The 24,324-nt window shown below is 37.0% G+C and carries 21 protein-coding genes and 5 tRNA genes; 21 read left to right on the top strand and 5 right to left on the bottom strand.

Going from position 1 to position 24,324, the window contains the following annotated elements; genetic code table 11:
- Positions 1 to 42: 42 nt before the first annotated feature.
- Positions 43 to 348, bottom strand: coding sequence for a hypothetical protein (locus H9N25_RS03040; RefSeq protein WP_190327907.1), 306 nt, complete (start codon positions 346 to 348; stop codon positions 43 to 45).
- A 149-nt stretch (positions 349 to 497) separates the two neighbouring features.
- Here H9N25_RS03040 and H9N25_RS03045 point away from each other — a divergent pair, with 149 nt between their 5' ends.
- Positions 498 to 650 (top strand): hypothetical protein, encoded by a 153-nt coding sequence (locus H9N25_RS03045; RefSeq protein WP_190327908.1) that lies wholly within the window; start codon positions 498 to 500, stop codon positions 648 to 650.
- On the opposite strand, the gene H9N25_RS03050 is transcribed toward H9N25_RS03045, so the two are convergent.
- The 3 genes from H9N25_RS03050 to H9N25_RS03060 form a co-directional block, all read right to left on the bottom strand.
- A complete protein-coding gene (locus tag H9N25_RS03050) occupies positions 647 to 922 on the bottom strand; it encodes a hypothetical protein (RefSeq protein WP_167293268.1) in 276 nt (91 codons plus the stop codon). The two genes, H9N25_RS03045 and H9N25_RS03050, sit on opposite strands and share 4 nt — an antisense overlap.
- Positions 923 to 1,056: 134 nt before the next feature.
- Positions 1,057 to 2,253: a hypothetical protein gene (locus H9N25_RS03055; RefSeq protein WP_223833561.1), complete on the bottom strand. Its 1,197-nt coding sequence runs from the start codon at positions 2,251 to 2,253 to the stop codon at positions 1,057 to 1,059.
- Between the two features lie 337 nt (positions 2,254 to 2,590).
- Positions 2,591 to 4,342, bottom strand: a complete 1,752-nt coding sequence (locus H9N25_RS03060) for a lysophospholipid acyltransferase family protein (protein WP_167293269.1) — start codon at positions 4,340 to 4,342, stop codon at positions 2,591 to 2,593.
- 95 nt (positions 4,343 to 4,437) lie between these two features.
- Here H9N25_RS03060 and H9N25_RS03065 point away from each other — a divergent pair, with 95 nt between their 5' ends.
- The 3 genes from H9N25_RS03065 (at position 4,438) to H9N25_RS03075 (ending at position 7,775) form a co-directional block, all read left to right on the top strand.
- A complete protein-coding gene (locus H9N25_RS03065; protein WP_190327909.1) occupies positions 4,438 to 5,337 on the top strand; it encodes a ComEA family DNA-binding protein in 900 nt (299 codons plus the stop codon).
- Positions 5,338 to 6,176: 839 nt separating this feature from the next.
- Entirely contained in the window at positions 6,177 to 7,331 is a 1,155-nt protein-coding gene (locus H9N25_RS03070; protein ID WP_190327910.1) for an acyl-CoA dehydrogenase, read from the top strand.
- Positions 7,332 to 7,601: 270 nt separating this feature from the next.
- Positions 7,602 to 7,775 (top strand): DUF6496 domain-containing protein, encoded by a 174-nt coding sequence (locus H9N25_RS03075; RefSeq protein ID WP_167343677.1) that lies wholly within the window; start codon positions 7,602 to 7,604, stop codon positions 7,773 to 7,775.
- A 75-nt stretch (positions 7,776 to 7,850) separates the two neighbouring features.
- Here the strand turns inward: H9N25_RS03075 and H9N25_RS03080 are convergent, their stop codons facing one another.
- On the bottom strand, positions 7,851 to 8,237 hold the full coding sequence (locus tag H9N25_RS03080; protein WP_167293273.1) for a hypothetical protein: 387 nt from the start codon (positions 8,235 to 8,237) through the stop codon (positions 7,851 to 7,853).
- Between the two features lie 168 nt (positions 8,238 to 8,405).
- Between H9N25_RS03080 and rpsU the strand changes: the two genes are divergently transcribed.
- The 17 genes from rpsU to rpoC all read left to right on the top strand — a co-directional run bounded on the left by rpsU (position 8,406) and on the right by rpoC (position 24,323).
- A complete protein-coding gene (rpsU, locus tag H9N25_RS03085) occupies positions 8,406 to 8,600 on the top strand; it encodes a 30S ribosomal protein S21 (RefSeq protein ID WP_086549247.1) in 195 nt (64 codons plus the stop codon).
- Between the two features lie 157 nt (positions 8,601 to 8,757).
- Positions 8,758 to 9,639, top strand: coding sequence for a tyrosine-type recombinase/integrase (locus H9N25_RS03090; protein WP_190327911.1), 882 nt, complete (start codon positions 8,758 to 8,760; stop codon positions 9,637 to 9,639).
- 14 nt (positions 9,640 to 9,653) lie between these two features.
- Complete coding sequence (gene hpf / locus H9N25_RS03095) at positions 9,654 to 10,001, top strand: ribosome hibernation-promoting factor, HPF/YfiA family (RefSeq protein WP_025143266.1); 348 nt, start codon at positions 9,654 to 9,656, stop codon at positions 9,999 to 10,001.
- A gap of 662 nt (positions 10,002 to 10,663) precedes the next feature.
- Positions 10,664 to 10,736 (top strand) — tRNA-Thr (locus H9N25_RS03100).
- Between the two features lie 39 nt (positions 10,737 to 10,775).
- Positions 10,776 to 10,858: transfer RNA gene (locus H9N25_RS03105), tRNA-Tyr, on the top strand.
- Between the two features lie 81 nt (positions 10,859 to 10,939).
- Positions 10,940 to 11,015, top strand: a tRNA-Gly gene (locus H9N25_RS03110).
- 81 nt (positions 11,016 to 11,096) lie between these two features.
- Positions 11,097 to 11,168: transfer RNA gene (locus H9N25_RS03115), tRNA-Thr, on the top strand.
- A 120-nt stretch (positions 11,169 to 11,288) separates the two neighbouring features.
- Positions 11,289 to 12,476: an elongation factor Tu gene (gene tuf / locus H9N25_RS03120; RefSeq protein WP_086545150.1), complete on the top strand. Its 1,188-nt coding sequence runs from the start codon at positions 11,289 to 11,291 to the stop codon at positions 12,474 to 12,476.
- A gap of 85 nt (positions 12,477 to 12,561) precedes the next feature.
- Positions 12,562 to 12,632, top strand: a tRNA-Trp gene (locus H9N25_RS03125).
- 109 nt (positions 12,633 to 12,741) lie between these two features.
- The gene (gene secE / locus H9N25_RS03130; protein WP_029279332.1) at positions 12,742 to 12,939 is read left to right on the top strand and encodes a preprotein translocase subunit SecE; all 198 of its coding nucleotides are present in this window, start codon (positions 12,742 to 12,744) and stop codon (positions 12,937 to 12,939) included.
- Between the two features lie 9 nt (positions 12,940 to 12,948).
- Positions 12,949 to 13,488 (top strand): transcription termination/antitermination protein NusG, encoded by a 540-nt coding sequence (gene nusG / locus H9N25_RS03135; protein WP_025143263.1) that lies wholly within the window; start codon positions 12,949 to 12,951, stop codon positions 13,486 to 13,488.
- A gap of 369 nt (positions 13,489 to 13,857) precedes the next feature.
- Positions 13,858 to 14,301 carry a 50S ribosomal protein L11 gene (gene rplK, locus H9N25_RS03140; protein ID WP_010601094.1) on the top strand — a complete coding sequence of 148 codons (444 nt, stop codon included), beginning with the start codon at positions 13,858 to 13,860 and terminating at the stop codon, positions 14,299 to 14,301.
- Positions 14,302 to 14,321: 20 nt separating this feature from the next.
- Positions 14,322 to 15,020, top strand: a complete 699-nt coding sequence (rplA, locus tag H9N25_RS03145) for a 50S ribosomal protein L1 (protein WP_025143259.1) — start codon at positions 14,322 to 14,324, stop codon at positions 15,018 to 15,020.
- Between the two features lie 49 nt (positions 15,021 to 15,069).
- A complete protein-coding gene (gene rplJ, locus H9N25_RS03150; RefSeq protein WP_190327912.1) occupies positions 15,070 to 15,543 on the top strand; it encodes a 50S ribosomal protein L10 in 474 nt (157 codons plus the stop codon).
- 66 nt (positions 15,544 to 15,609) lie between these two features.
- On the top strand, positions 15,610 to 15,987 hold the full coding sequence (gene rplL / locus H9N25_RS03155) for a 50S ribosomal protein L7/L12 (RefSeq protein WP_010601097.1): 378 nt from the start codon (positions 15,610 to 15,612) through the stop codon (positions 15,985 to 15,987).
- Between the two features lie 157 nt (positions 15,988 to 16,144).
- A complete protein-coding gene (rpoB, locus tag H9N25_RS03160; protein WP_190327913.1) occupies positions 16,145 to 19,948 on the top strand; it encodes a DNA-directed RNA polymerase subunit beta in 3,804 nt (1,267 codons plus the stop codon).
- A gap of 88 nt (positions 19,949 to 20,036) precedes the next feature.
- Positions 20,037 to 24,323, top strand: coding sequence for a DNA-directed RNA polymerase subunit beta' (gene rpoC / locus H9N25_RS03165; protein ID WP_167293279.1), 4,287 nt, complete (start codon positions 20,037 to 20,039; stop codon positions 24,321 to 24,323).
- Position 24,324: the final 1 nt, after the last annotated feature.

Raw genomic sequence — 24,324 nt, forward strand, 5'->3', positions numbered from 1 at the left:
AAAAAGCGATCTATTACCGTATGCAGTTAACTAAATTTTAATTTACTCAGTAACTGGCTCTTTTTTTACTGCCTTCTTTGCGGCAACAGGTTTTACTGTTTTTGTTTTTGGTGCAGTAATTGGTGTTTTTTCTTCTTTAATATATGGCGTTATAGAATCATCTTGAGTAGCGAAAGTAACTTTTTTGGTTAATTGCTTGGCAAATTTTTCGATTACTTTATCTGTTTTTTTGGCTTTGCCGTATTGGATAACCAATTCGTTAAATGCAAGGGCTAATTTCGATTCTAATTCTTTACGTAATTTTTTGCTTGTCGAATGATTTTTCGACTTGGATTTATTCTTTTTCATCTAGAACTTATGGGATTTTTTCAAAGATAAAAAAACAGGAAGTTAAATTAATATTATGATTATGTTAACAAAATGTTTCGTGCTTAACATATAAAATATTTCCTATAACTTAGTTTAAATCAAATAGGTTAGCATTTAATCCAACGAATATGAACTATCCAATATTGATCGGCGTTGCGGTTCTGGTTATTATTTTAATTGTTTACCTGATTAAAAGAAATCAAAAGGATAAAAAAACGTTTGAAGAAGAGGTAATCCAGTCAGAACTTCCACCTGAGAAAGACGATAAAGAAAACCTTTAAAAAGTATTTCCTGGGGCAATGTCGCCACCTAGATCTAACGTATTCTGGAAACCTTCCAGATATTGAAGTAAATGCCGCTCAGCATTTGCATAAGAGGTAAATGTAGATGCTGGTTCATGGGCATCAGCATCAGTTTTACTTTTGTAAAATGAACTGATTTTGAAAACGAAAACTTTGCTATCATTAATGGGCGACATAATTCTAGCCTTTATGGCGTGGCCGTTTACCTCAACAAAAAATTCTTTTAAAACGGTATAGATAAGGGCAGACATAAACAAGGTTTTAGATAAACTCAATATAAGAAATCTAAATTAACTTAAATAGCTCATGAATCAACTTGTTATTGATAAAATAATGATTTTTTAACATTAAATTAATGTGTGTTTTCCTGTTGAATTTGAAGTGACTATTTCTTAGCAGGCTCGTAAGCATAAACCACTTCGTATTTACTGTTCTTGAAATTTGAAGAAAGTTGTCCGATTTTTAGATTCTGAGCCTGGGGGGTAGGCTCACAATAAGAATATTTCTTGCCTTTATAAGTAACTGGTTCTCCGATTGGTTTATCAAACTGTACGGCAATTGTTAAATGTTTAGGGTAAAGCAGGGCAATCATCGGCAGGTTATATATTTCTTTTACCAGGTAAAAAAATAATGCAGCCCGGTCATCGCAATCGCTGTAGGTACTTAATAATGTCTGTTCTGGGGAGAAACGTTTTTCCATCCCGAAATTTTCACCGTCATCTTCATATAAAAAGCCATAACGGGTAAACCTCATCAGGTAATCAACACCTTTTTTCTGATCCATGCGTTTCAGGTTTTCTTTTAAGGTGGGAATAAGAGAGCTGTATGTTTCCCTGCTCAAAGGAATGTTAAAATAACTCTCAAAATCTACTACCGGATAGTTTTTGAAAATGGTTTGCACATCTTTATTAACTTTTAGCTTAAAATGATGGATTTTCTGACGGTAACTAAATTCGATATCTTTTTCCTGATAACTTTCCGGTTTGAAATCGGGCATTCTCGTTACCTTATAAGAAAATGGATTTTTAGCTTCTGGTATTATAATTTTAACGGGTTTGTAAGCATCGGCCTGTTTAAATAGTTTGCCATAATCGTGGTAATTTAAGCACATAAATTTTTTACCGTCAACCGTAAAAAACGGAATGTCGCTGATATCCTCTTCATTTCTCACATAAAAGATTACCTGATCATTGCCTACCGCTAACCTTGCATCGTAACCACATTTACTTAGTAAAAACCATTTGTATAAGGTATAGGCGAAATAATTATCTGCTTTTGGGCTAATCTGTTCGGCTGTTTTGCGGATTAATTGGTAATAAATCCAGTCGTTTAGATTATATTTTCTCTGGTATTTCTCTAAAGACGAAATAAGTGGTGTGTAATTGCCAGATGAGATACGATAGTAAAAGTTTGAAACAGCTGGTGTAGTTGCGGTTTTGGGTATAGGAAAAACGACTGAAGAATCGACACTAAAATTAAAGGTCCCATCATAAAAATCGAAAGAATAATTCTGTCCCTTCGAGATGACGGTATTCATCATCAGGCAAACGAACAAAATGGTCCTTAAAATATATGTGTACATCCCTCTTTTCAAACCGCGCTATATTTGGTTATATTAAATTTACTTATTATTAATATAAAAGCAACAATTTCTTTATGTGAACAATTTTTGCAGTGCTTAACCTAATGTTAATATTAAGGCCGATTCGCGGAGGTTAAAATTGTTTCATCATAGAAAATTATGGTGTTAGAAATTTCCTTCCATTGTATTAATAAATTCTATAAATAACATTTCAGTAATACCAATTTAACATAGTGGCTCTACTTTTGTGACATAAATATTTGGTTAGTATTTATAAAGTTTAGGTTAGTTGATAATAAAAAACCCAGATGGATGTCTGGGTTTTTTTTGCTTTTATTTATAGATTCTTGCCGAGCTTTTCGAGCATTTCTGGTGGGATATTATGCGTATCAACCACTAAGAAACCATCTAAACAATCAGAAAACTTAGGATCGATATTAAAAGAAATGATCTTTGCATTTAAGTTCATATACTGCCTTAGCAATACAGGGATTTTAATGTGTGAATTTTCAATATCGCCAATAATACTATCTAAATCTTTAAACGATTCGCTGCTATCAACCAGGGTATCGGTAGCAATAGGCAGTAAATCGGCTTTGAATTTATTTCGGGGTTTAACATATTTCGCCATTTCATAATCGAAATGGTTTTTGGTAATGTAATCAACTATTAAAGCTTTGCTAAATTTAGAAAAATTGTTGCTAATGCTCACCGGTCCGAACATATAACGGTACTGAGGATTATCGATCAGGTATTTTAAAATGCCTTTCCAAAGCAAAAACAATGGGAGCGGTTTACCCTGGTATTCTTTTCTGATCCACGATCTGCCCAGCTCGATCCCCTGCCTTAACATCGGGTAGAACTGATCTTTCATTTTAAACAGTTCTGACAGGTAGAAGCCACGGCGGCCCATGCTTTCTAAAATTTCATCTCCTTTACCAATCCGGTAAGCCCCCACAATATTTTCTAAATCTTTATCCCATATAAACAAGTGGTTATAGTAGATGTCGTAATTGTCGAGATCGATTTTTTTGTTGGTGCCTTCACCAACCTCACGGAAAGTAATTTCACGCAATCGGCCAATTTCTCTTAAAATATTCGGGATTTTTAAAGTCGGAACAATGTATACTTCGTAATTTTTCTCTGTCCAGACCCTGAAATCTTCCAGAACCGCCACCTCATTTTTAATTAAAAGCCTCGAAGTTTCTTCAATTACCTCAACAGGTTTCTTTTTGATCTTAAATAAGTTTAATGGGTTAAAGAGTTTTTTCTCTGTATCTAAACCAACACCAAGCGCATATGTACGGGCTCTTAAAAAGTCCATCAGTTTATTGCTGCTGTTCATATGCGAAATTTCAGACACGGCTATTGGTTTGCCAATCCGTACCTTAATGGTGCGCCCGTGTTTATTTAAAAACTCTGAAGGTAGCTTTGCTGTGCGCAGTGTAGGGTGTATGAAGCTTAAAATGTTAAAGAAAACACCGTTATTACCATGGAAATAAATAGGTACAACAGGTACTTTTGCTTTTGCAATCAGTTTTCCAACAACAGGGTGCCACATCCTATCGGTTACCTGTTGAGCATCTAATTTAAAGGTAGAAACCTCACCTGCAGGGAAAATACCAATTGGTGTTCCATTTCTAAGCAAATCAAATGTAGTTTTTAATCCACTGATGCTTGAAGAATGCTGCACATTTTCGAAAGGATTTACGGCAACAAAAAATTCATCAAGATTTGGTATTTTTTTCAAAATGAAATTTACCATTACCTTGGCATCAGGCCTAACCGTGCATAAAAGTTTAACTAAAGCCAAACCTTCTACACCACCATAAGGGTGATTTGCAATGGCAATAAAAGGGCCTGTTTTTGGAATACTGTTTAAATCATCATCATCAAATTCTATAGAAACACCAATGGTTTCTAATATCTTGTCTACAAATTCTAAGCCTTTAAAGTGTTGATTTTGAGCGAATACGTCGTTGATGTCGTTCAGTTTCATGATCTCCATCATCAAACCTGCTAAACCTGGTACACCTAGCTTATCTATCTTTGTTGCTTTCGCAAACTCAGATGTAGTTATGATCTTCATATAAAATTCTTAGATTGTTGATAGGCAAAACCTATTCTGTTTTGCAATCCCAAAAATAAGATTTATATTTATAATCCACATGTCATATCGCATCAATGAGAATTTGGTTCAACAAAAATTTTGGTGTTAGCAAAAGTGAATTCAACGGGCTATTGGTTCTAGTCTCTATTATTATTGTAATTAGGGCTACACCAGTTATATATGGTTATTATCAGCCAAATTTGAAAGATGATCCCAATCTTTTAGCACAAATTCAGAAAATAAGCATTACCGATCAGGTATATGCCAATACTATTCGGGATCGGATTGAAAATACAAATCCTAAAAAAACGGTTAAACTTTTCAAATTCAATCCCAACACTTTAGATGTAGAAGGTTGGCAAACTTTAGGTCTATCAGCAAAACAGGCGCAATCTATTATAAATTATACCGCTAAAGGCGGCAAATTTTACAAACCAGAAGATCTTCAGAAAATGTATACTATTTCGCCAGAAATGTATAAAAAGATACTGCCTTATGCCAACATACCCGATCAGCCCATCAATGCCTCAAAAAAGTATATGCCTTTTGAAAAAAAGGAATATGCTAAAAAAGTTTCAGTAATTGTTGATATTAATCAGGCAGACTCGACACAATTGGATGAAATTAAAGGCATTGGCGGAACTTTTGCGCTCAGGATTATTAAATACCGCGAACGTTTAGGTGGTTTTTACAAAAAAGAACAACTTCTTGAAGTTTATGGCTTAGACTCCAATAAATATGCAGAAATCAAAGATCAGATTGAAATCAGTAATATCCCGTTAAAAACAATAAATATAAACACAGCAACTTTTAACGATTTAAAGCGTAATCCATATCTTTCTTTCAAACAGATCAATGCCATTATTCAATACCGCAAGCAGCATGGCAATTATTCCGGCATAGCCGATCTGAAAAAGATTGTGCTCTTAAACCAGCAGGTAATCGATAAAATTACGCCTTACATTTCTTTTTAGAAGCAATATTTATTTTTGGTTTTGGAAAGCAAAACCCGTATTCCATAGGAAAGTTTCTTCCTGCTCTTCGCTTTACTCCGTTGCACTCCGTGTTCGCTGCGATCAGGTTTAGATACGCAGGACAGTGTGCTGCAAGCTTTTGCAAATAATTTAAAGGCACGTTGTTTCTGTACCTTGCAACCCCAAATCTTATTACCGGCCGCGCCACCTAAACCCAATGGGAGCGACACCAAGTAAAGCGGACAGTGGGGCTGAATAATGCCAAATGCTTCCGGCTAGCTTTCCTAAAAAACAAACCGTATTAAAGATTCCATTGTTTTGGAAAGCAAAACCTGTATTCCATAGGGAAATTTCTCCCTGCTCTTCGCTTTACTCCATTGTACTCCGTGTTCGCTGCGATCAGGTTTAGATACGCAGGATAGTACTGCAACCCTTTACACCAATTAAAGGCATGTTGTTTCTGCGCCCTGCAACCCCAAATCTGATTACTGGCCGTGCCACCTAAACCCAATGGAAGCGTGCACGAAGTAAAGCGTACAGTGGGACTGCATTATCCTAAACGCTTCGAGCTTGCTTTCCTAAAAAAGCAAACCGTATTTAAAGATTTTAAGCTGTTAATATTTTGTCCTTATTCAATTGAAACTTATTTTCTAAAATATTCGGTCAAAGTTGTAAATAAATAATAAAAACTTTCTACGTTAATTTCAAGCTTTAAAATTAACCGATAAACTTATTGAACCGAATACCATTTCATTCTGTAATTGCACAAATATTTAATGGTAACTAACTATCAAATAATTGTTTATAATTGCCATAACTAACTACAAAATATAAATTTAATGAGCGTAAGCTTCAATTTTTCAGAAACAGAAACTCAGCAGAGTGTAAAGGCCATGGTCCGCGATTTTGCAGAGAAAAACATTCGTCCACATATAATGGAATGGGATGAGGCACAGTATTTTCCTGTTGAATTGTTTAAACAGCTCGGGGAACTAGGTTTAATGGGCGTTTTAGTTCCCGAAGAATATGGTGGCTCCGGACTGGGCTATCAAGAGTATGTTGATATAATTGTAGAAGTAGCCCGGGTTTGTGGTTCAATCGGTTTATCATTAGCTGCACACAATTCTTTATGTACTGGCCATATTCTGGCATTTGCCAATGAAGAACAGAAACAAAAGTGGCTGCCGAAGCTCGCAACAGCCGAGTGGATTGGTGCCTGGGGATTAACTGAAGCCAATACAGGTTCGGATGCCTTAAGAATGATGACCACTGCGGTTGAAGATGGCGACGATTACATTATTAATGGGGCAAAAAATTGGATTACCCATGGCAAAAGCAGCGATATTGCGGTTGTTATGGTAAGAACAGGAGAGCAGGGGAGCTCGAAAGGGATTTCGGCCATTGTGGTAGAACGTGGTACACCTGGTTTTACCGCTGGGAAAAAAGAAAATAAACTGGGCATGCGGGCATCAGAAACCACAGAAATGATTTTTGATAATTGTCGCGTACCAAAAGCTAATTTGTTGGGCAATGTTGGCGAAGGCTTTAAACAGGCCATGAAGGTTTTAGACGGCGGAAGAATTTCTATTGCTGCATTGGCCTTAGGAATTGCAAAAGGTGCTTTTGATGCTGCTGTTGCCTATTCGAAACAACGCCAGCAGTTTGGTCAGCCAATCTCCAGCTTCCAGGCCATTAGTTTCAAACTTGCTGATATGGCTACAGAGATTGAAGCAGCAGAGTTATTGATCAGGCAGGCGGCAGATTTAAAGAACAGGCATTTGCCTATGACAAAAGAATCGGCAATGGCGAAATATTTTGCCTCAGAAGTTTCGGTAAGGGTAGCTACAGATGCCGTTCAGATATTTGGTGGTTATGGTTATACTAAAGACTTTCCGGTTGAGAAATTTTATCGGGATAGTAAGTTATGTACAATAGGAGAGGGAACATCAGAAATACAAAAAATTGTAATTGCCAGAGAAGTATTGTCGAGGTAGAGGGTTTGGGCTTAATGTCGATCACCTTAAACTTTACACTCTAAGCCTCAAACCTTATTAAAAACCAAATATATTATGAGTAATCCGGACGGTTTAACCACCTCCGGATTTTTTTTGTTTTAAAATTTTCAAAACCAAGCTGATTAAAACTATGTTTTTACTAAAGACTAAAGTTGTTTGGCGCTTAGCGGTAGGCGTTTGGAGCAGTTAAACAATTAACCGAATTAACCATTCTTGAAATATTGAACTAATGACTAATAAATAAAGAAAATGGCAAAGTATTCAGAAAAAGCAGGTGAGAAAGTAGAAAAAACCATGCATGAGATGAAAGAAGGTAAGCTTAAAAGCGGATCAGGTAAAAAAGTGACTTCCAAAAAGCAGGCTATTGCTATCGGCTTATCGGAAGCCAGGAAAGAAGGGGCGAAGGTGCCTAAAAAAGGTTAGAGGGTGAAAATTTATGGTATAGGGTTTTAAAGCTAATCTTCAGAATAATTGCCCCTAAACCCTAAACCATTTGCCTTATTGCGTTATATCTTTCGTGGTTAAAATGCTATCCACAACATAAACACTAAATCCACGCCATGGCAGGGTGTGTTTATATTCTTTGTAGTGTAATTCGAAAAATTTGCCACTATTGGCCATCATTTTTTCAGCAATTTCCTGATTAGCGATAGAAAATTCGAATTCGTTGTTCTGTAGCGTTCCTGTTTGCCTAGATTTTATTCCGCTCTGGATCAATTTCCCTTCGTAGGTTTTAAATATGTAGCCCTTTTTCACTACATAATTTAATTCGCCGGCTTTTACGCCTTCGCCAAAAACAAAGAAATAACGATAATAGCAAATTGCTACGAGTAAAATAACGACTATAACTGCGATAATTGAGCCTACTTTTTTGCCTGTTGTCATATGATATAATGTATATATAAATGTAGGTAAACAACAGTTTAGTTTAATGAATGATTTAAATAAAAATTTCTTTTTATAAATCTTTCTCATTTTCAATATTTTGCTTACATTTGCAGCCCCGATAACAAGGGAAAATTTAAAAACCACGAGAGGAGGTATTTCAGCGTTATGATCATTATCAACATTAAAGACGGCGAATCATTAGATAAAGCCCTTAAACGTTTCAAGAAAAAGTTTGAAAAAACTGGTGTATTGAGAGAACTACGTAGTCGCCAAGCATACGAGAAAAAATCCGTTGCTCGCCGTACTGAAATTAAACATGCTGTTTACATTCAGAATATGAATCAAGATACAACTGCATAGTTGTTTAAGATATAATATATTAAAGTCCCAATCGTTTGATTGGGACTTTTTTGTTTTAAAAAGAAATGAAAAACTTTACAATAAACAATTAATTAATGATTTCTTTATATCAAAACTATTTGTAACTTCATATCAATACCCCGCAAAAAGTTATTGAATGTTGCTAAAAAGTTTTATCACCTATTTAACTCACGAGAAGCGCTATTCTCCGCATACCGTTACTTCTTATCAAGCAGATTTGAATCAATTTGAAGAATTTGTTAAGCGATCGGAACTGGATTTTCTTGAGGTAAAACATACCCACCTGCGCAGTTATCTGGTTGAGCTGATGGAGGAAAAAATATCGGAACAGACCATTAATAGAAAACTTTCAGCTTTGCGGAGCTTTTATAAATTTTTGCATAGAGCCGGAAATATTGATCAAAATCCTACTGCTTTAATTAAAGCCCCAAAAATCCCTAAAAGGCTGCCTGTTTTTGTCGATGCACAAAAAATGGATCATTTATTAGATTCGGGGCAATATTTCGATGAAAGTTTTCCTTCCGTACGAGATCATTTGGTCATCGAACTGCTTTTTGGAACTGGTATGCGTTTAACAGAACTGCTGCAGTTAAAAGATACTGATATTGATATTTATTCAGGAACGATAAAAGTATTGGGTAAAAGGAATAAAGAAAGAATTATTCCTGTAAATAAACAGCTTATCAATCAGGTAAATACCTATATTGACCTAAAAAAGTTGCAAAACTTTAATAACAATTTGCTTATCTTAATCGTTACCAATACAGGTGCAGCGGCATATCCAAAATTAATATACCGTATTGTTACCTCATACCTAAACCACGTATCAACCAATGAGAAGAAAAGTCCCCACGTGCTCCGGCACAGTTATGCAACAAGCCTGTTAAATGCAGGAGCAGATCTGAATGCAATTAAAGAACTTTTGGGCCATGCCAGTTTAGCAGCAACCCAGGTTTACACCCATAATTCGATCGAAAGATTAAAAACAATTTATAAACAAGCCCATCCAAAGGCATAAAAAAAGGAGGAAAAATGAAAATCGGAGTTCAATCAATCCACTTCAGTGCAGACAGTAAGTTGTTAGATTTTATACAAAAAAAAGCAAATAAGCTAGATCAGTTTTTCGACCAGATTATTAGCGGGGAAGTGTATTTAAAGTTAGAGAATGTAGAGGACGAGGCCAATAAGATCAGTGAGATTAAACTCATTGTACCTGGAGGTACCCTCTTCGCTAAAGAACAATGTAAATCATTTGAAGAAGCCACAGATCTGGCAATCGAATCGTTAAGAAAGCAGATTACGAAACATAAAGATAAAACACGGGCGAAATTAAGTGAGCATAAAGCAATTTTAAGTGAAAGCGAAGCTGCTGACTATTAATAAGCCACAAAAATTATATAAGCGAAAGAGCGGTACAGTTAAATGTGCCGCTCTTTTTGTTTTTGATGATAACGCTCTTTGGTGTCGCCATCTCGAGCGAAGTGAAGCGTAGTCGAGAGACCTATCTTGAGTATACTTTTGATGTTTCGCTGCGCTTCAGTCGGGATGACGGCATTTCTTTATATCAGTTTTATATCAGTTTTCTCAAATAATTAAAGAAAACCGAGCGCTATTCGCGTATGTTGCTATCAACTAATTCTAATTTTTTAAACAATTCTCCATAAAGAAAGCCTGTCTTGCTACCTAAATTTCAACTTTATTGAAATTAATTCGTTCGTTATTTGTTGTTGATTATTGTGATTACGCATTATAATCACGTTTAAGAGGACAATAGCCGAAAAAAAAGGAAAAAAAATATTCAATTTTAAGCGATTGATTATTAAGCTTCTTCAGGCATATAATGAGCACTAACTAAAATAACTTCATTATTTTTTTCAAATTTATTTTGAAGTGAAATATAAGTGTGTATATTTGCATTCCCTTTCGGAAACGGTGTTAGGCCAAGAAGAAAAGGCTTGTTCTTTAAAAAGATAAAAGTTTTAAAAAAACACGTTAATAGTATGAAAAATGAAGATTTTTCGTATCATTGCACAAAATTTAAAGCCTCCTTAGCTCAGCTGGTAGAGCAACTGACTTGTAATCAGTAGGTCATTGGTTCGATTCCGATAGGAGGCTCTTTTTATTTTAAAGTGTTAGCATTTTAAAGTAAAAGATGGGGAGATTCCAGAGCGGCCAAATGGGACAGACTGTAACTCTGTTATCGCAAGATTTCGAAGGTTCGAATCCTTCTCTCCCCACACTTTAAATGAATGACCAAATGTTTTAATGATAGAATAATTCTCTCATTCTTTCATTCAATCAATCACTGGTTTTTAAAAGCGGAAGTAGCTCAGTTGGTAGAGCGATAGCCTTCCAAGCTATAGGTCGCGAGTTCGAACCTCGTCTTCCGCTCCAATAAAAATTAGAAAGTGGGCAGTTATCGGTAACAGTTTTAACATAGTTAAAACTAAATAAGCTGGAACTGGAAACTAAAAAGCCGACTTAGCTCAGCGGTAGAGCACTTCCTTGGTAAGGAAGAGGTCGTGGGTTCAATTCCCATAGTTGGCTCAGGTATAATAAAGCTTTGTTAAATCTGTTTAATAAGCAGAGTAGACAAGGTTTTTTGTGTTGAAATAACAATAAATAAAAAATAATAAAAAGTTAACCTACTAATTAGTTATAAATAAAATGGCAAAAGAAAAATTTGACCGCAGTAAACCGCACTTAAACATCGGTACAATCGGTCACGTCGATCACGGTAAAACAACTTTAACAGCAGCTATTACAAAAGTTTTGGCTGATGCTGGTTTAACTGAGGCACGTTCATTCGATTCAATTGACTCTGCTCCAGAGGAAAAAGAAAGAGGTATTACAATCAATACAGCTCACGTTGAGTATTCAACAGCTAACCGTCACTATGCACACGTTGACTGTCCAGGTCACGCGGATTACGTGAAAAACATGGTTACTGGTGCTGCTCAGATGGACGGTGCAATTATCGTTGTTGCTGCTACTGATGGTCCAATGCCACAAACTCGCGAGCACATCCTATTAGCTCGTCAGGTTGGTGTACCTTCATTAGTTGTATTCATGAATAAAGTGGATATGGTTGATGATCCTGAATTATTAGAATTAGTAGAAATGGAAGTTCGTGAATTATTATCATTCTACGAATTCCCAGGTGATGATATTCCTGTAATCCAAGGTTCTGCATTAGGTGGATTAAACGGCGATCCTAAATGGGTTGGTAAAATTATGGAATTAATGGATGCTGTTGATAGCTACATTCCAATTCCTCCACGTTTAACTGATCTTCCATTCTTAATGCCTGTTGAAGACGTATTCTCAATTACTGGTCGTGGTACTGTTGCTACTGGTCGTATTGAGCGTGGTGTAATCAACTCTGGAGATCCAGTTGAGATCTTAGGTATGGGTGCTGAGAACTTAAAATCTACAGTAACTGGTGTTGAGATGTTCCGTAAAATCTTAGATTACGGTGAAGCTGGTGATAACGTAGGTTTATTGTTACGTGGTATTGAGAAAACTGATATCCGTCGTGGTATGGTAATCTGTAAACCAGGTTCAGTAACTCCTCACACTGATTTCAAAGCTGAGATCTATGTATTATCAAAAGCAGAAGGTGGTCGTCACACACCATTCTTTAACAAATACCGTCCTCAATTCTATTTCCGTACAACAGACGTTACTGGTGAGATTTCATTAGCTGAAGGTACTGAGATGGTAATGCCAGGTGATAACGTTACAATCACTGTAAAGTTGATCAACGCTATCGCAATGGAAAAAGGTCTACGTTTCGCTATCCGTGAAGGTGGTAGAACAGTAGGTGCTGGTCAGGTAACTGAAATTTTAAAATAAATCCTAAATCCCGGTTTACCGGGACTTAAGAAAAAATAAGAAAAGCGAAGTGTTTGGGTACACTTAAACACTTCGCTTTCTAAATACGGGAATAGTTCAACGGTAGAATAGAGGTCTCCAAAACCTTTGATCAGGGTTCGAATCCTTGTTCCCGTGCTCAAAACAGTGGTTGAGTAATTGAATGAGTGAATGATTGAATTTGAAAGTTAGCTTTCGAATATTATCATTCACTCATTTAGTCATTCTGTCATTCAATAAATTAAATATGGCTAAAGTAGTTGAGTTTATAAAAGAATCGTACGATGAAATGACCCAGAAGGTTACATGGCCTACCTGGGGCGAACTGCAAAGTTCTGCAATTCTTGTATTAGTGGCTTCTTTAATTATTGCATTGGTTATTTTTGCAATGGATAAAGGATCAACATTTGTGTTAGATACTTTTTATAAATCACTTTCTAATTAATATTTACTAATGAGCGATCTAAAGTGGTACGTTGTAAGGGCTGTTAGCGGTAAAGAAAAGAAAGTAAAGCAGTACATTGATGCTGAGATCAGCCGTTTAGGTTTCTCTCATTTGGTTCCGCAGGTTTTAATACCAATGGAAAAATACTACCAAATGAAAGATGGTAAAAAAATTGCCAAAGAACGTAACTTTTATCCAGGCTATGTTTTAATCGAAGCTACATTAGATGGAGAATTAGAACATATCATTAAAGGAATTAATAGTGTGATTGGTTTCTTAGGTGATAAAGCTGGTAATCCTATCCCAATGCGCCAGGCAGAAGTTAACCGTATTTTAGGTGTGGTTGATGAAATGAGCGAGCAAGGCGAAACCATGAATGTACCTTACTATGTTGGCGAAGGTATTAAAGTGATGGACGGACCTTTCAATGGTTTCTCAGGTATTATCGAAGAGGTAAACGAAGAGAAGAAAAAACTGAAAGTAATGGTTAAAATCTTCGGTCGTAAAACTCCACTTGAGCTTAACTACATGCAGGTAGAAAAAGAATAAGAAATTTTTTAAAATAAAATAAGACCGCAAGATTTACTTTTTGCGGTTTTTTCTTTTTAATGTTTTTTTAAATTGCTTACAAAAACCTAAGTTTTAAGCTGTAAGAACAAAGGAGTTATCTTTATTTGAGATTGAAAAGATTGCATATCCTATAATTGTATAGTCGGTAGAATGGTTGTTCTTAACCGTTATATCAGGTATATTCCTAATATGTTATACATTTAAAAATATATTTCGCTGTATCTATTGCAGTAATGTAAGATTATCCATATCTTTGCAGTCCTTTAAGCTTTATAGGAGCTATAAGGAATTAAATGTTACATGCTTCCAATATTTAACATTGAGTTTTAAATAAACAAAAAACACAAAATGGCAAAAGAAGTCAGTGCAATGATCAAATTACAGATCAAAGGCGGAGCGGCAAATCCATCGCCACCAGTAGGACCTGCATTAGGTGCTAAAGGGGTGAATATCATGGAGTTTTGCAAACAGTACAACGCTCGTACCCAAGATAAAGCAGGTAAAGTATTGCCAGTTGTAATTACTGTTTATGCTGATAAGTCATTCGATTTCATCATCAAAACCCCTCCGGTAGCTATTCAGTTAAAAGATGCTACTAAATTACAGAGTGGTTCTGCTGAGCCTAACCGTAAGAAAGTTGGGTCGGTGACCTGGGACCAGATTAAAGTTATTGCTGAGGATAAAATGCCTGATTTAAATGCATTTACAATCGAATCAGCAATGAGTATGGTTGCTGGAACAGCACGCAGTATGGGAATCACCGTTTCTGGTGACGCACCCTGGAACAATTAATTAAAAAACAGTTTACAACAGTGGCGAAATTAACTAAAAATCAAAAAAAGGCACATGCTAAAATAGAAGCTGGTAAAGCTTATACTTTGAAGGATGCTGCTGCTTTGGTAAAAGAAATCACTACTACTAAATTCGATGCTTCAGTTGATATTGATGTATCTTTAGGAGTAGATCCGCGTAAAGCCAATCAAATGGTACGTGGTATTGCTACTTTACCACACGGAACAGGTAAAACTGTACGTGTTTTAGCTTTAGTAACTCCTGATAAGGAAGAAGAAGCGAAAGCAGCTGGCGCAGACTTCGTAGGTTTAGACGAGTATGTAGCTAAAATTGAAGGTGGTTGGACCGATGTAGACATTATTATCACTACACCAGCTTGTATGGCTAAGGTAGGTAAATTGGGCCGTGTTTTAGGTCCAAGAAACTTAATGCCTAATCCAAAATCTGGAACAGTAACTAACGAAGTTGGTAAAGCTGTAACAGAAGTTAAAGCAGGTAAAATTGATTTTAAAGTAGACAAAACGGGTATCATACACGCCTCGATAGGAAAAGTATCATTCCCAGCAGATAAAATTTATGAGAATGCACTTGAGATTATTCAAGTAATTTCTAAATTAAAACCATCTGCTGCAAAAGGAACTTATTTTAAGAGCATTCACGTGTCTTCTACAATGAGTCCTGGGATTGCAATTGAAACAAAATCAGTAGCGGGGATCTAATCATGAACAGAGAAGAAAAAACGAAGTAGTTTTAGAACTACAAGGACAAATGCAAGAGTTTGGCAATTTCTATATTGCTGATACATCTAGCCTTTCTGTAGAGCAGATCAATAACATCCGCCGCAAATGTTTCGAAGGTGATATCGTAATGAAGGTTGCTAAAAACTCTTTAATCCGCAAAGCGATTGAAGGTTTAGATGGCGATGCTTCTGAGATATACGAAGCGCTTAAAGGTTCATCATCATTATTATTCTCAAAAACAGCAAACGCTCCGGCTAAGTTGATTAAAACTTTGAGAAAAACTTCTGATAAACCTGTGCTTAAAGCAGCATATATAGATTCATCAGTATACGTTGGCGACGATCAATTGAATAACTTAGTAAGCTTAAAATCAAGAGAAGAGCTTATTGGCGATATCATTGGATTATTACAGTCACCAGCTAAAAATGTTCTATCTGCACTTCAATCAGGCGGTAGCAAAATTGCAGGAATTGTTAAAACTCTTCAAGAAAGAGAAGGTTAACGAACACCTTAAGTTCGCAAATTAAACAAAATTATTACACACGTAAATTTTTAAAATCTTAATAAAATGGCAGATTTAAAAGCGTTTGCTGAGCAATTAGTAAACTTAACAGTAAAAGAAGTTAATGAATTAGCTCAAATCTTAAAAGATGAGTATGGTATTGAGCCTGCAGCTGCTGCTGTAGTTGCTGGTCCTGCTGCTGGTGGTGATGCACCTGCTGCTGCTGCAGAAAAAACATCTTTTGATGTAATCTTAAAAGAAGCTGGTGGTCAGAAATTAGCAGTTGTAAAACTTGTTAAAGACTTAACTGGTTTAGGTTTGAAAGAAGCTAAAGACTTAGTGGACGGAGCACCAAAAGAATTAAAAGCTGGTGTTGCTAAAGACGAAGCAGAAGCTCTTAAAAAACAATTAGAAGAAGCTGGAGCAGTAGTTGAGATTAAGTAATCACTTAACTTAGCTAAGCTAAAAATGTATTAGACACCGACTGAAAATGTCGGTGTCTTTACCTGTTTATAAACATCTCATTTTGTTTGGTTAATGAGCCTGTTTAAAATCTGAACCAAACAAATAGTTTATTCTTAAACTAAAATCTTTTAGTCCATTGGCAAAGACAGTCGAACAAAGAGTAAATTTTGCAACTAGTAAGCACATTATAGACTATCCGGATTTTCTGGATGTGCAATTGCAATCATTCAGAGAATTTTTCCAGATAGATACCACATCAGACGACCGCTCAAGCGAGGGTTTGTTTAAAGTGTTTGCTGAAAACTTTCCAATAACAGATTCAAGAAATATCTTCGTATTGGAGTTTCTTGATTATTTTGTTGATCCGCCACGTTACGATATACACGAGTGTATTGAGCGTGGATTAACCTACAATGTTCCATTAAAAGCAAAGCTTAAGCTTTCTTGTAATGATGTAGAACATGAAGATTTTGAAACCATTATCCAGGATGTGTACTTAGGTACTATCCCGTATATGACACCAAAAGGTACGTTTGTTATCAACGGTGCAGAACGTGTTATCGTTTCGCAATTACACCGTTCTCCAGGAGTGTTCTTCGGCCAAAGCCGCCACACTAACGGAACCAAATTGTACTCTGCACGTGTAATTCCTTTCAAAGGTTCATGGATCGAGTTTGCTACAGACGTTAATAACGTGATGTATGCTTATATCGATCGTAAGAAAAAATTCCCGGTTACCACTTTATTACGTGCTATCGGTTACGATTCTGATAAAGACATCTTGGAACTTTTTGATCTTGCTGACGAAGTAAAAGTTAGTAAATCTGGTTTAAAGAAATATATCGGTCGTAAACTTGCGGCAAGGGTATTGAAAAAATGGGTTGAAGATTTTGTTGATGAAGATACCGGTGAGGTAGTTTGTATCGACCGTAATGAAGTGATTCTTGAAAGAGAAACCGTTTTAGAAGACGAACACATTGATATGGTTATCGAAGCTGGCGTAAAAAGCATTATCTTATCGAAAGAGGATGGCGCAAGTCAGGCTGATTATACCATTATATATAATACATTACAAAAAGATACCTCAAACTCAGAAAAAGAAGCTGTAGAAAACATCTATCGTGCTTTGCGTAACGCAGAACCACCTGATGAGGAAACAGCGCGTGGTATCATTGATCGTTTATTCTTTTCTGATAAACGTTATGATTTAGGAGATGTTGGTCGTTACCGCATCAACCGTAAATTAAAAATGAATACCCCTGATGAGGTTAAAGTTTTAACAAAGGCAGATATTATTGCAATTGTTAAATATCTGATCAAATTGATCAACTCAAAAGAGGAAGTGGATGATATCGATCACTTGTCTAACCGTCGTGTACGTACGGTAGGTGAACAATTGTACGCACAATTTGGTGTTGGTTTAGCCCGTATGGCCAGAACAATCCGTGAGCGTATGAACATTCGCGATAACGAGGTGTTTACACCAACTGATTTGATTAACGCCCGTACGTTATCATCTGTTATCAACTCTTTCTTTGGTACCAACCAGTTATCGCAGTTCATGGATCAAACCAATCCATTAGCAGAGATTACTCACAAACGCCGTTTATCGGCATTAGGTCCAGGTGGTTTATCACGTGAGCGTGCCGGTTTCGAGGTGCGTGACGTTCACTATACCCACTATGGTCGTTTATGTACGATTGAAACGCCAGAGGGACCAAATATTGGTTTGATTTCATCACTTTGTGTGCATGCAAAAATCAATAATTTAGGTTTCATTGAAACACCATACAAACGTGTTGAAGATGGTAAAGTAGTTGTTGATTCAGACGTTATTTATTTATCAGCAGAAGATGAAGATGGTAAAACCATCGCTCAGGCAAATGCAGAGTACGATGATAAAGGTAACTTTACCACACCACGTGTTAAAGCACGTTACGAGGGTGACTTCCCGATTATTGAGCCTGAGAAATTAGACTTAATGGACGTTGCGCCTAACCAGATTACTTCAATTGCTGCTTCGTTAATTCCATTCTTGGAACATGATGATGCGAACAGGGCTTTGATGGGATCAAACATGCAACGTCAGGCCGTGCCATTGTTACGTCCTGAAGCACCAATTGTTGGTACAGGTTTAGAAGGTCGCGTTGCACGTGACTCGAGAACGCTGATCAACGCAGAAGGTGACGGTGTTGTAGAGTATGTTGATGCTAACGAAATCACTATTAAATATGAACGTAACGAAGATGATCGTTTAGTTTCATTTGAAGGCGATAGCAAAACTTACCGTTTAATTAAATTCAAAAAAACCAACCAGAATACTTGTATCAACTTAAAACCAATCGTTAAGAAAGGTCAGAAAGTTACCAAAGGACAAGTGCTTTGCGAAGGTTATGCAACTGAAAATGGTGAATTGGCATTAGGTAGAAACTTGAAAGTGGCGTTTATGCCTTGGCAAGGTTTCAACTTTGAGGATGCGATTGTAATCAACGAGCGTATTGTTCGTGATGACGTTTTCACTTCATTGCATATTGAAGAGTTTGAATTAGAAGTACGTGATACTAAACGTGGAGAAGAGGAATTAACACCAGATATCCCGAACGTTTCTGAAGAGGCTACTAAAGACCTTGATGAAAACGGTATTATCCGTATCGGTGCTGATGTAAAAGAAGGCGATATTTTAATTGGTAAGATTACGCCAAAAGGAGAATCTGATCCTTCGCCGGAAGAGAAATTACTACGCGCTATTTTTGGTGATAAAGCAGGTGATGTTAAAGATGCGTCTTTAAAAACTCCTCCTTCAATCCAAGGTGTGGTAATTGATACTAAATTATTCAGCCGTGCTAAGAAAACTACAAAAGCTGAAGAAAAATCAGCAATTGAGAAATTAGACAAAGGATATAACAATATCACTGAGAAATTAAAAGCTGAATTAGTTGACAAATTATTCACCATTGTAAATGGAAAAACATCGCAAGGTGTATACAACATTTACAAGGAACTATTGGTTGCTAAAGGAGCTAAGTTTACGCAGAAAATTTTAGCCGAACTTAATTATGATCACATTAGCCCTAACAAATGGACTACTGATGATGATAAAAATGAGCTGATTAAAATGTTGCTGCATAACTATGGTATCCGTGTTAATGAAGAACTTGGTGCTTACAAACGCGATAAATTCGCAATTAGTGTAGGTGATGAGCTTCCATCGGGTATTGTACAAATGGCAAAAGTTTATGTTGCTAAAAAACGTAAGTTAAAAGTAGGTGATAAAATGGCGGGTCGCCACGGTAACAAAGGTATTGTTGCACGTATTGTACGTGATGAAGATATGCCTTTCTTAGCTGATGGTAGCCCGGTTGATATCGTGTTGAACCCACTAGGTGTACCTTCACGTATGAACCTTGGTCAGATCTACGAAACCGTATTGGCATGGGCTGGTAAAGAATTGGGTGTTAAATTTGCCACTCCGATTTTTGATGGTGCTACGCACGATGAGGTGGAAGAATGGATTGCTAAAGCAGGTGTTCCAGCTTCAGGAAAAACCTACTTATACAATGGTTTAACAGGTGAGCGTTTCGATCAGACTACAACTGTAGGTATTATCTACATGTTGAAATTAGGTCACATGGTTGATGATAAGATGCACGCCCGTTCAATCGGACCATACTCATTAATTACACAACAACCACTGGGTGGTAAAGCCCAGTTTGGTGGTCAGCGTTTTGGTGAGATGGAGGTTTGGGCATTAGAGGCATTCGGTGCAGCTAATATTCTTCAAGAGATCTTAACCGTTAAGTCGGATGATGTAATCGGAAGGGCCAAAACTTACGAAGCCATTGTTAAAGGTGAAAACCTACCAACACCAGGTGTACCAGAATCGTTCAACGTATTGGTACATGAGTTACGTGGATTAGGTTTAGATATTACGTTAGACTAAGTATTAAGTATTAAAGTATCAAGTATCAAGACGGGTAATCCGATCTTGATACTTGATGCGAAATACTTGCTACTCAAAACAAAAAGATATGTCTTACAAAAAGGATAATAAATTAAAAAGCAATTTCACATCAATCACGATTAGCTTATCGTCTCCAGAAATTATTTTGGAACGTTCAAGCGGTGAGGTGTTGAAACCAGAAACCATTAACTACCGTACTTACAAACCTGAGCGTGATGGTTTGTTCTGTGAGCGTATTTTTGGTCCGGTAAAAGATTACGAATGTCATTGCGGTAAATACAAACGTATCCGTTATAAAGGTATTGTTTGCGATCGTTGTGGTGTTGAAGTAACTGAAAAGAAAGTACGTCGTGAGCGTATGGGCCACATTGCTTTAGTGGTTCCTGTTGCACACATCTGGTACTTCCGCTCTTTACCAAACAAAATCGGTTATTTATTAGGTTTACCTACTAAAAAATTAGATTTAATTATCTATTACGAGCGTTATGTAGTTATCCAGTCGGGCTTAATGGCCGAGGAAGGTATCAACTATATGGACTTCTTAACAGAGGAAGAATATTTAGATATCTTAGATAAATTACCTAAAGAAAACCAATATTTAGACGATAAAGATCCTAATAAATTCATCGCCAAAATGGGTGCTGAAGCATTAGAAGATTTATTAAAACGTATTGATTTAGATACTTTATCTTACGACTTACGTCACCAGGCAGCTAACGAAACTTCTCAACAGCGTAAAAATGAGGCTTTAAAACGCCTTCAGGTTGTTGAAGCTTTCCGTGGTGCCAATACACGTATCGAGAATCGCCCTGAGTGGATGATTGTTAAAATCGTTCCGGTTATTCCACCAGAATTACGTCCGTTGGTTCCATTAGAAGGTGGTCGTTTCGCTACTTCCGATTTAAATGATTTATACCGTCGTGTAATTATCCGTAACAACCGTTTAAAACGTTTGATCGAGATTAAAGCACCAGAGGTAATTTTACGTAACGAAAAACGTATGTTGCAGGAAGCTGTAGATTCGTTGTTCGATAACTCACGTAAGGTTAACGCGGTAAAAACTGAAGGTAACCGTGCCTTAAAATCACTTTCAGATATTTTGAAAGGTAAACAAGGTCGTTTCCGTCAGAACTTATTAGGTAAACGTGTGGATTATTCAGCTCGTTCGGTAATTGTTGTAGGGCCTAGCCTTAAATTACACGAGTGCGGTATTCCTAAAGATATGGCTGCTGAGCTTTACAAACCGTTCATTATTCGTAAGATGATTGAGCGTGGTGTAGTAAAAACAGTTAAATCTGCTAAGAAAATCGTTGATAGAAAAGATCCATTAGTTTGGGATATTTTAGAAAATGTATTAAAAGGTCACCCGGTATTATTAAACCGTGCACCTACGCTACACAGATTAGGTATCCAGGCTTTCCAGCCAAAATTAATTGAAGGAAAAGCAATCCAGTTACACCCATTAGTTTGTACCGCATTCAACGCCGATTTTGATGGTGACCAGATGGCTGTTCACTTACCGTTAGGTAATGCAGCAATTTTGGAAGCCCAGGTATTAATGTTGGCTGCACACAACATCTTAAACCCTGCAAATGGTACGCCAATTACAGTACCTTCTCAGGATATGGTTTTGGGTCTTTATTACATTACTAAAGGCCGCAGAACAGATGAAACTAGAGTTGTAAAAGGACAGGATTCTGCTTTCTATTCTCCAGAAGAAGTTATTATTGCTTATAACGAGAAAGAATTAGACTTGCATGCATTTATCAAAGTAAGGGTAAATGTTAAACAAGCAGATGGTTCTATCGTTAATAAATTAACTGAAACTACGGTAGGTAGGGTATTGTTCAACCAAATGGTTCCTGAAGAGGTTGGTTATATCAATGAATTATTAACCAAAAAATCTTTAAGGGATATTATTGGTGAAGTAGTGAAAATGACTGGTATGGCCCGTGCTTCTCAATTCTTAGATGATATCAAAGAATTAGGTTTCAAAATGGCATTCCAAGGAGGTTTATCGTTCAACCTACAAGACGTAAACATCCCGGTAGAAAAACATACTTTATTAGAACAGGCAGCAGCTGAGGTTGAAGAGGTAAGAAACAACTATAACATGGGTTTCATTACCAACAACGAGCGTTACAACCAGATTATCGATATCTGGACCCGTATCAACAACAGGTTAACTACTTTCGTTATGACTCAGTTATCATCAGATAACCAAGGTTTTAACTCAGTTTACATGATGCTTGATTCAGGTGCACGTGGATCTAAAGAGCAGATTCGTCAGCTTTGCGGAATGCGTGGTTTGATGGCGAAACCTCAAAAATCAGGTTCAGGTGGCGATATCATTGAAAACCCGATCTTATCAAACTTTAAAGAAGGTTTATCGGTATTAGAGTACTTTATCTCTACTCACGGTGCGCGTAAAGGTTTGGCGGATACGGCGTTAAAAACGGCGGATGCGGGTTACTTAACCCGTCGTTTACATGATGTGGCACAGGATATGATTGTTAACGATAACGATTGTGGTACCTTAAGAGGTATGTATACCACTGCGTTAAAAGATAACGAAGATATTGTTGAACCATTATACGATAGGATTTTAGGTCGTACTTCATTACATGATGTGTACAATCCATTGGATAACACTTTATTGGTAGGTGCGGGCGAAGATATTAACGAAGATGTAGCTAAATTGATCGAAGAATCTCCATTAGAAGGTATCGAGATCCGTTCAGTATTAACTTGCGAATCTAAACGTGGAGTTTGTGCATTATGTTATGGCCGTAACCTGGCATCTGGTAAACGTGTTCAAAGAGGTGAGGCAGTTGGTGTAATTGCAGCACAGTCAATCGGTGAGCCGGGTACACAGTTAACACTTCGTACTTTCCACGTGGGTGGTACTGCATCAAACATTGCTGCAGAATCTAACATCGTAGCTAAGTTTGATGGTGTTGTTGAGTTCGAAAATATCCGTACAGTAGATACACAAACAGAAGATGGAACAGTACAGGTTGTATTGGGCCGTTCAGGTGAGTTTAGAATTGTTGAGCCAGGAAGCGGTAGAGTTATCGTAACCAACAACATTCCGTACGGAGCTTTCTTATTCGTTAAAGAGGGTGATAAAGTAACTAAAGGCGATAAAATTTGTTCGTGGGATCCGTACAACGCGGTTATCCTTTCAGAGTTTGCTGGTAAAGCACAATTCGATGCCATTATTGATGGTGTAACTTACCGCGAAGAATCTGATGAGCAAACTGGTCACCGCGAAAAAGTGATTATCGATACCCGTGATAAAACGAAAAACCCTTCAGTTCAGATCGTTGACAAAAAAGGAGAGTTTATCAAAGGTTATAACATCCCGGTAGGTGCACACGTTTCAGTTGATGAAGGTGAAACGATCCAAACAGGTCAGATTATCGCTAAGATTCCTCGTGCAACTGGTAAAACCCGGGATATTACGGGTGGTTTACCTCGTGTAACGGAATTATTCGAAGCACGTAACCCATCTAACCCAGCTGTAGTAACTGAAATTGATGGTGTGGTAACTTTAGGTGGTGTTAAACGTGGTAACCGTGAGATCACAATCGAATCTAAAGATGGTGAAGTTAAAAAATACCTGGTTCCATTATCGAAACACATCCTTGTACAGGATAACGACTTTGTGAAAGCAGGTATGCCATTATCTGATGGTTCAATTTCTCCTGCTGATATCCTTGCAATTAAAGGACCTGCTGCAGTTCAGGAATATTTAGTAAATGGTATTCAAGAGGTTTATCGTTTACAAGGTGTGAAAATTAATGATAAACATTTCGAGGTGATTGTTCACCAGATGATGCAGAAAGTTCACATCGAAGATCCGGGAGATACTATTTTCTTAGAAAACAATGCAGTAGATCGTTGGGACTTCTCAGAAGAAAACGATGCCATGTACGACAAGAAAGTTGTTGAAGATGCAGGCGATTCGACTGAATTCAAACCAGGTCAGATTGTTTCATTACGTAAATTAAGAGATGAAAATTCTCAGTTAAAACGTAAAGATTTAAAACAGATTACGGTGAGAGATGCAAGACCGGCAACTGCGAGTTCTATCTTACAAGGTATTACACGTGCATCATTAGGTACTAAATCGTTCATTTCTGCGGCTTCGTTCCAGGAAACTACGAAAGTATTAAATGAGGCAGCAATTGCAGGTAAACGCGATAATATGTTAGGCTTGAAAGAAAACGTGATCGTAGGTCACTTAATCCCTTCAGGTACTGGTGTACGTGGTTACGAAAGAATCATTGTTGGTTCTCAAGAAGAATACGATAAATTATTAGCTTCGAAACAAGAAGAAGTAGAAGCTTAAT

The organism is Pedobacter riviphilus (assembly GCF_014692875.1).
Taxonomy (GTDB): domain Bacteria; phylum Bacteroidota; class Bacteroidia; order Sphingobacteriales; family Sphingobacteriaceae; genus Pedobacter; species Pedobacter riviphilus.

What these genes read in the sequence shown, in the direction of transcription:
- H9N25_RS03040 (WP_190327907.1), bottom strand. Translation starts at nt 348, where the DNA reads ATGAAAAAGAATAAATCCAAGTCGAAAAATCATTCGACAAGCAAAAAA.
- H9N25_RS03045 (WP_190327908.1), top strand. Translation starts at nt 498, where the DNA reads ATGAACTATCCAATATTGATCGGCGTTGCGGTTCTGGTTATTATTTTA.
- H9N25_RS03050 (WP_167293268.1), bottom strand. Translation starts at nt 922, where the DNA reads ATGTCTGCCCTTATCTATACCGTTTTAAAAGAATTTTTTGTTGAGGTA.
- H9N25_RS03055 (WP_223833561.1), bottom strand. Translation starts at nt 2,253, where the DNA reads ATGTACACATATATTTTAAGGACCATTTTGTTCGTTTGCCTGATGATG.
- H9N25_RS03060 (WP_167293269.1), bottom strand. Translation starts at nt 4,342, where the DNA reads ATGAAGATCATAACTACATCTGAGTTTGCGAAAGCAACAAAGATAGAT.
- H9N25_RS03065 (WP_190327909.1), top strand. Translation starts at nt 4,438, where the DNA reads ATGAGAATTTGGTTCAACAAAAATTTTGGTGTTAGCAAAAGTGAATTC.
- H9N25_RS03070 (WP_190327910.1), top strand. Translation starts at nt 6,177, where the DNA reads ATGAGCGTAAGCTTCAATTTTTCAGAAACAGAAACTCAGCAGAGTGTA.
- H9N25_RS03075 (WP_167343677.1), top strand. Translation starts at nt 7,602, where the DNA reads ATGGCAAAGTATTCAGAAAAAGCAGGTGAGAAAGTAGAAAAAACCATG.
- H9N25_RS03080 (WP_167293273.1), bottom strand. Translation starts at nt 8,237, where the DNA reads ATGACAACAGGCAAAAAAGTAGGCTCAATTATCGCAGTTATAGTCGTT.
- rpsU (WP_086549247.1), top strand. Translation starts at nt 8,406, where the DNA reads ATGATCATTATCAACATTAAAGACGGCGAATCATTAGATAAAGCCCTT.
- H9N25_RS03090 (WP_190327911.1), top strand. Translation starts at nt 8,758, where the DNA reads ATGTTGCTAAAAAGTTTTATCACCTATTTAACTCACGAGAAGCGCTAT.
- hpf (WP_025143266.1), top strand. Translation starts at nt 9,654, where the DNA reads ATGAAAATCGGAGTTCAATCAATCCACTTCAGTGCAGACAGTAAGTTG.
- tuf (WP_086545150.1), top strand. Translation starts at nt 11,289, where the DNA reads ATGGCAAAAGAAAAATTTGACCGCAGTAAACCGCACTTAAACATCGGT.
- secE (WP_029279332.1), top strand. Translation starts at nt 12,742, where the DNA reads ATGGCTAAAGTAGTTGAGTTTATAAAAGAATCGTACGATGAAATGACC.
- nusG (WP_025143263.1), top strand. Translation starts at nt 12,949, where the DNA reads ATGAGCGATCTAAAGTGGTACGTTGTAAGGGCTGTTAGCGGTAAAGAA.
- rplK (WP_010601094.1), top strand. Translation starts at nt 13,858, where the DNA reads ATGGCAAAAGAAGTCAGTGCAATGATCAAATTACAGATCAAAGGCGGA.
- rplJ (WP_190327912.1), top strand. Translation starts at nt 15,070, where the DNA reads ATGCAAGAGTTTGGCAATTTCTATATTGCTGATACATCTAGCCTTTCT.
- rplL (WP_010601097.1), top strand. Translation starts at nt 15,610, where the DNA reads ATGGCAGATTTAAAAGCGTTTGCTGAGCAATTAGTAAACTTAACAGTA.
- rpoC (WP_167293279.1), top strand. Translation starts at nt 20,037, where the DNA reads ATGTCTTACAAAAAGGATAATAAATTAAAAAGCAATTTCACATCAATC.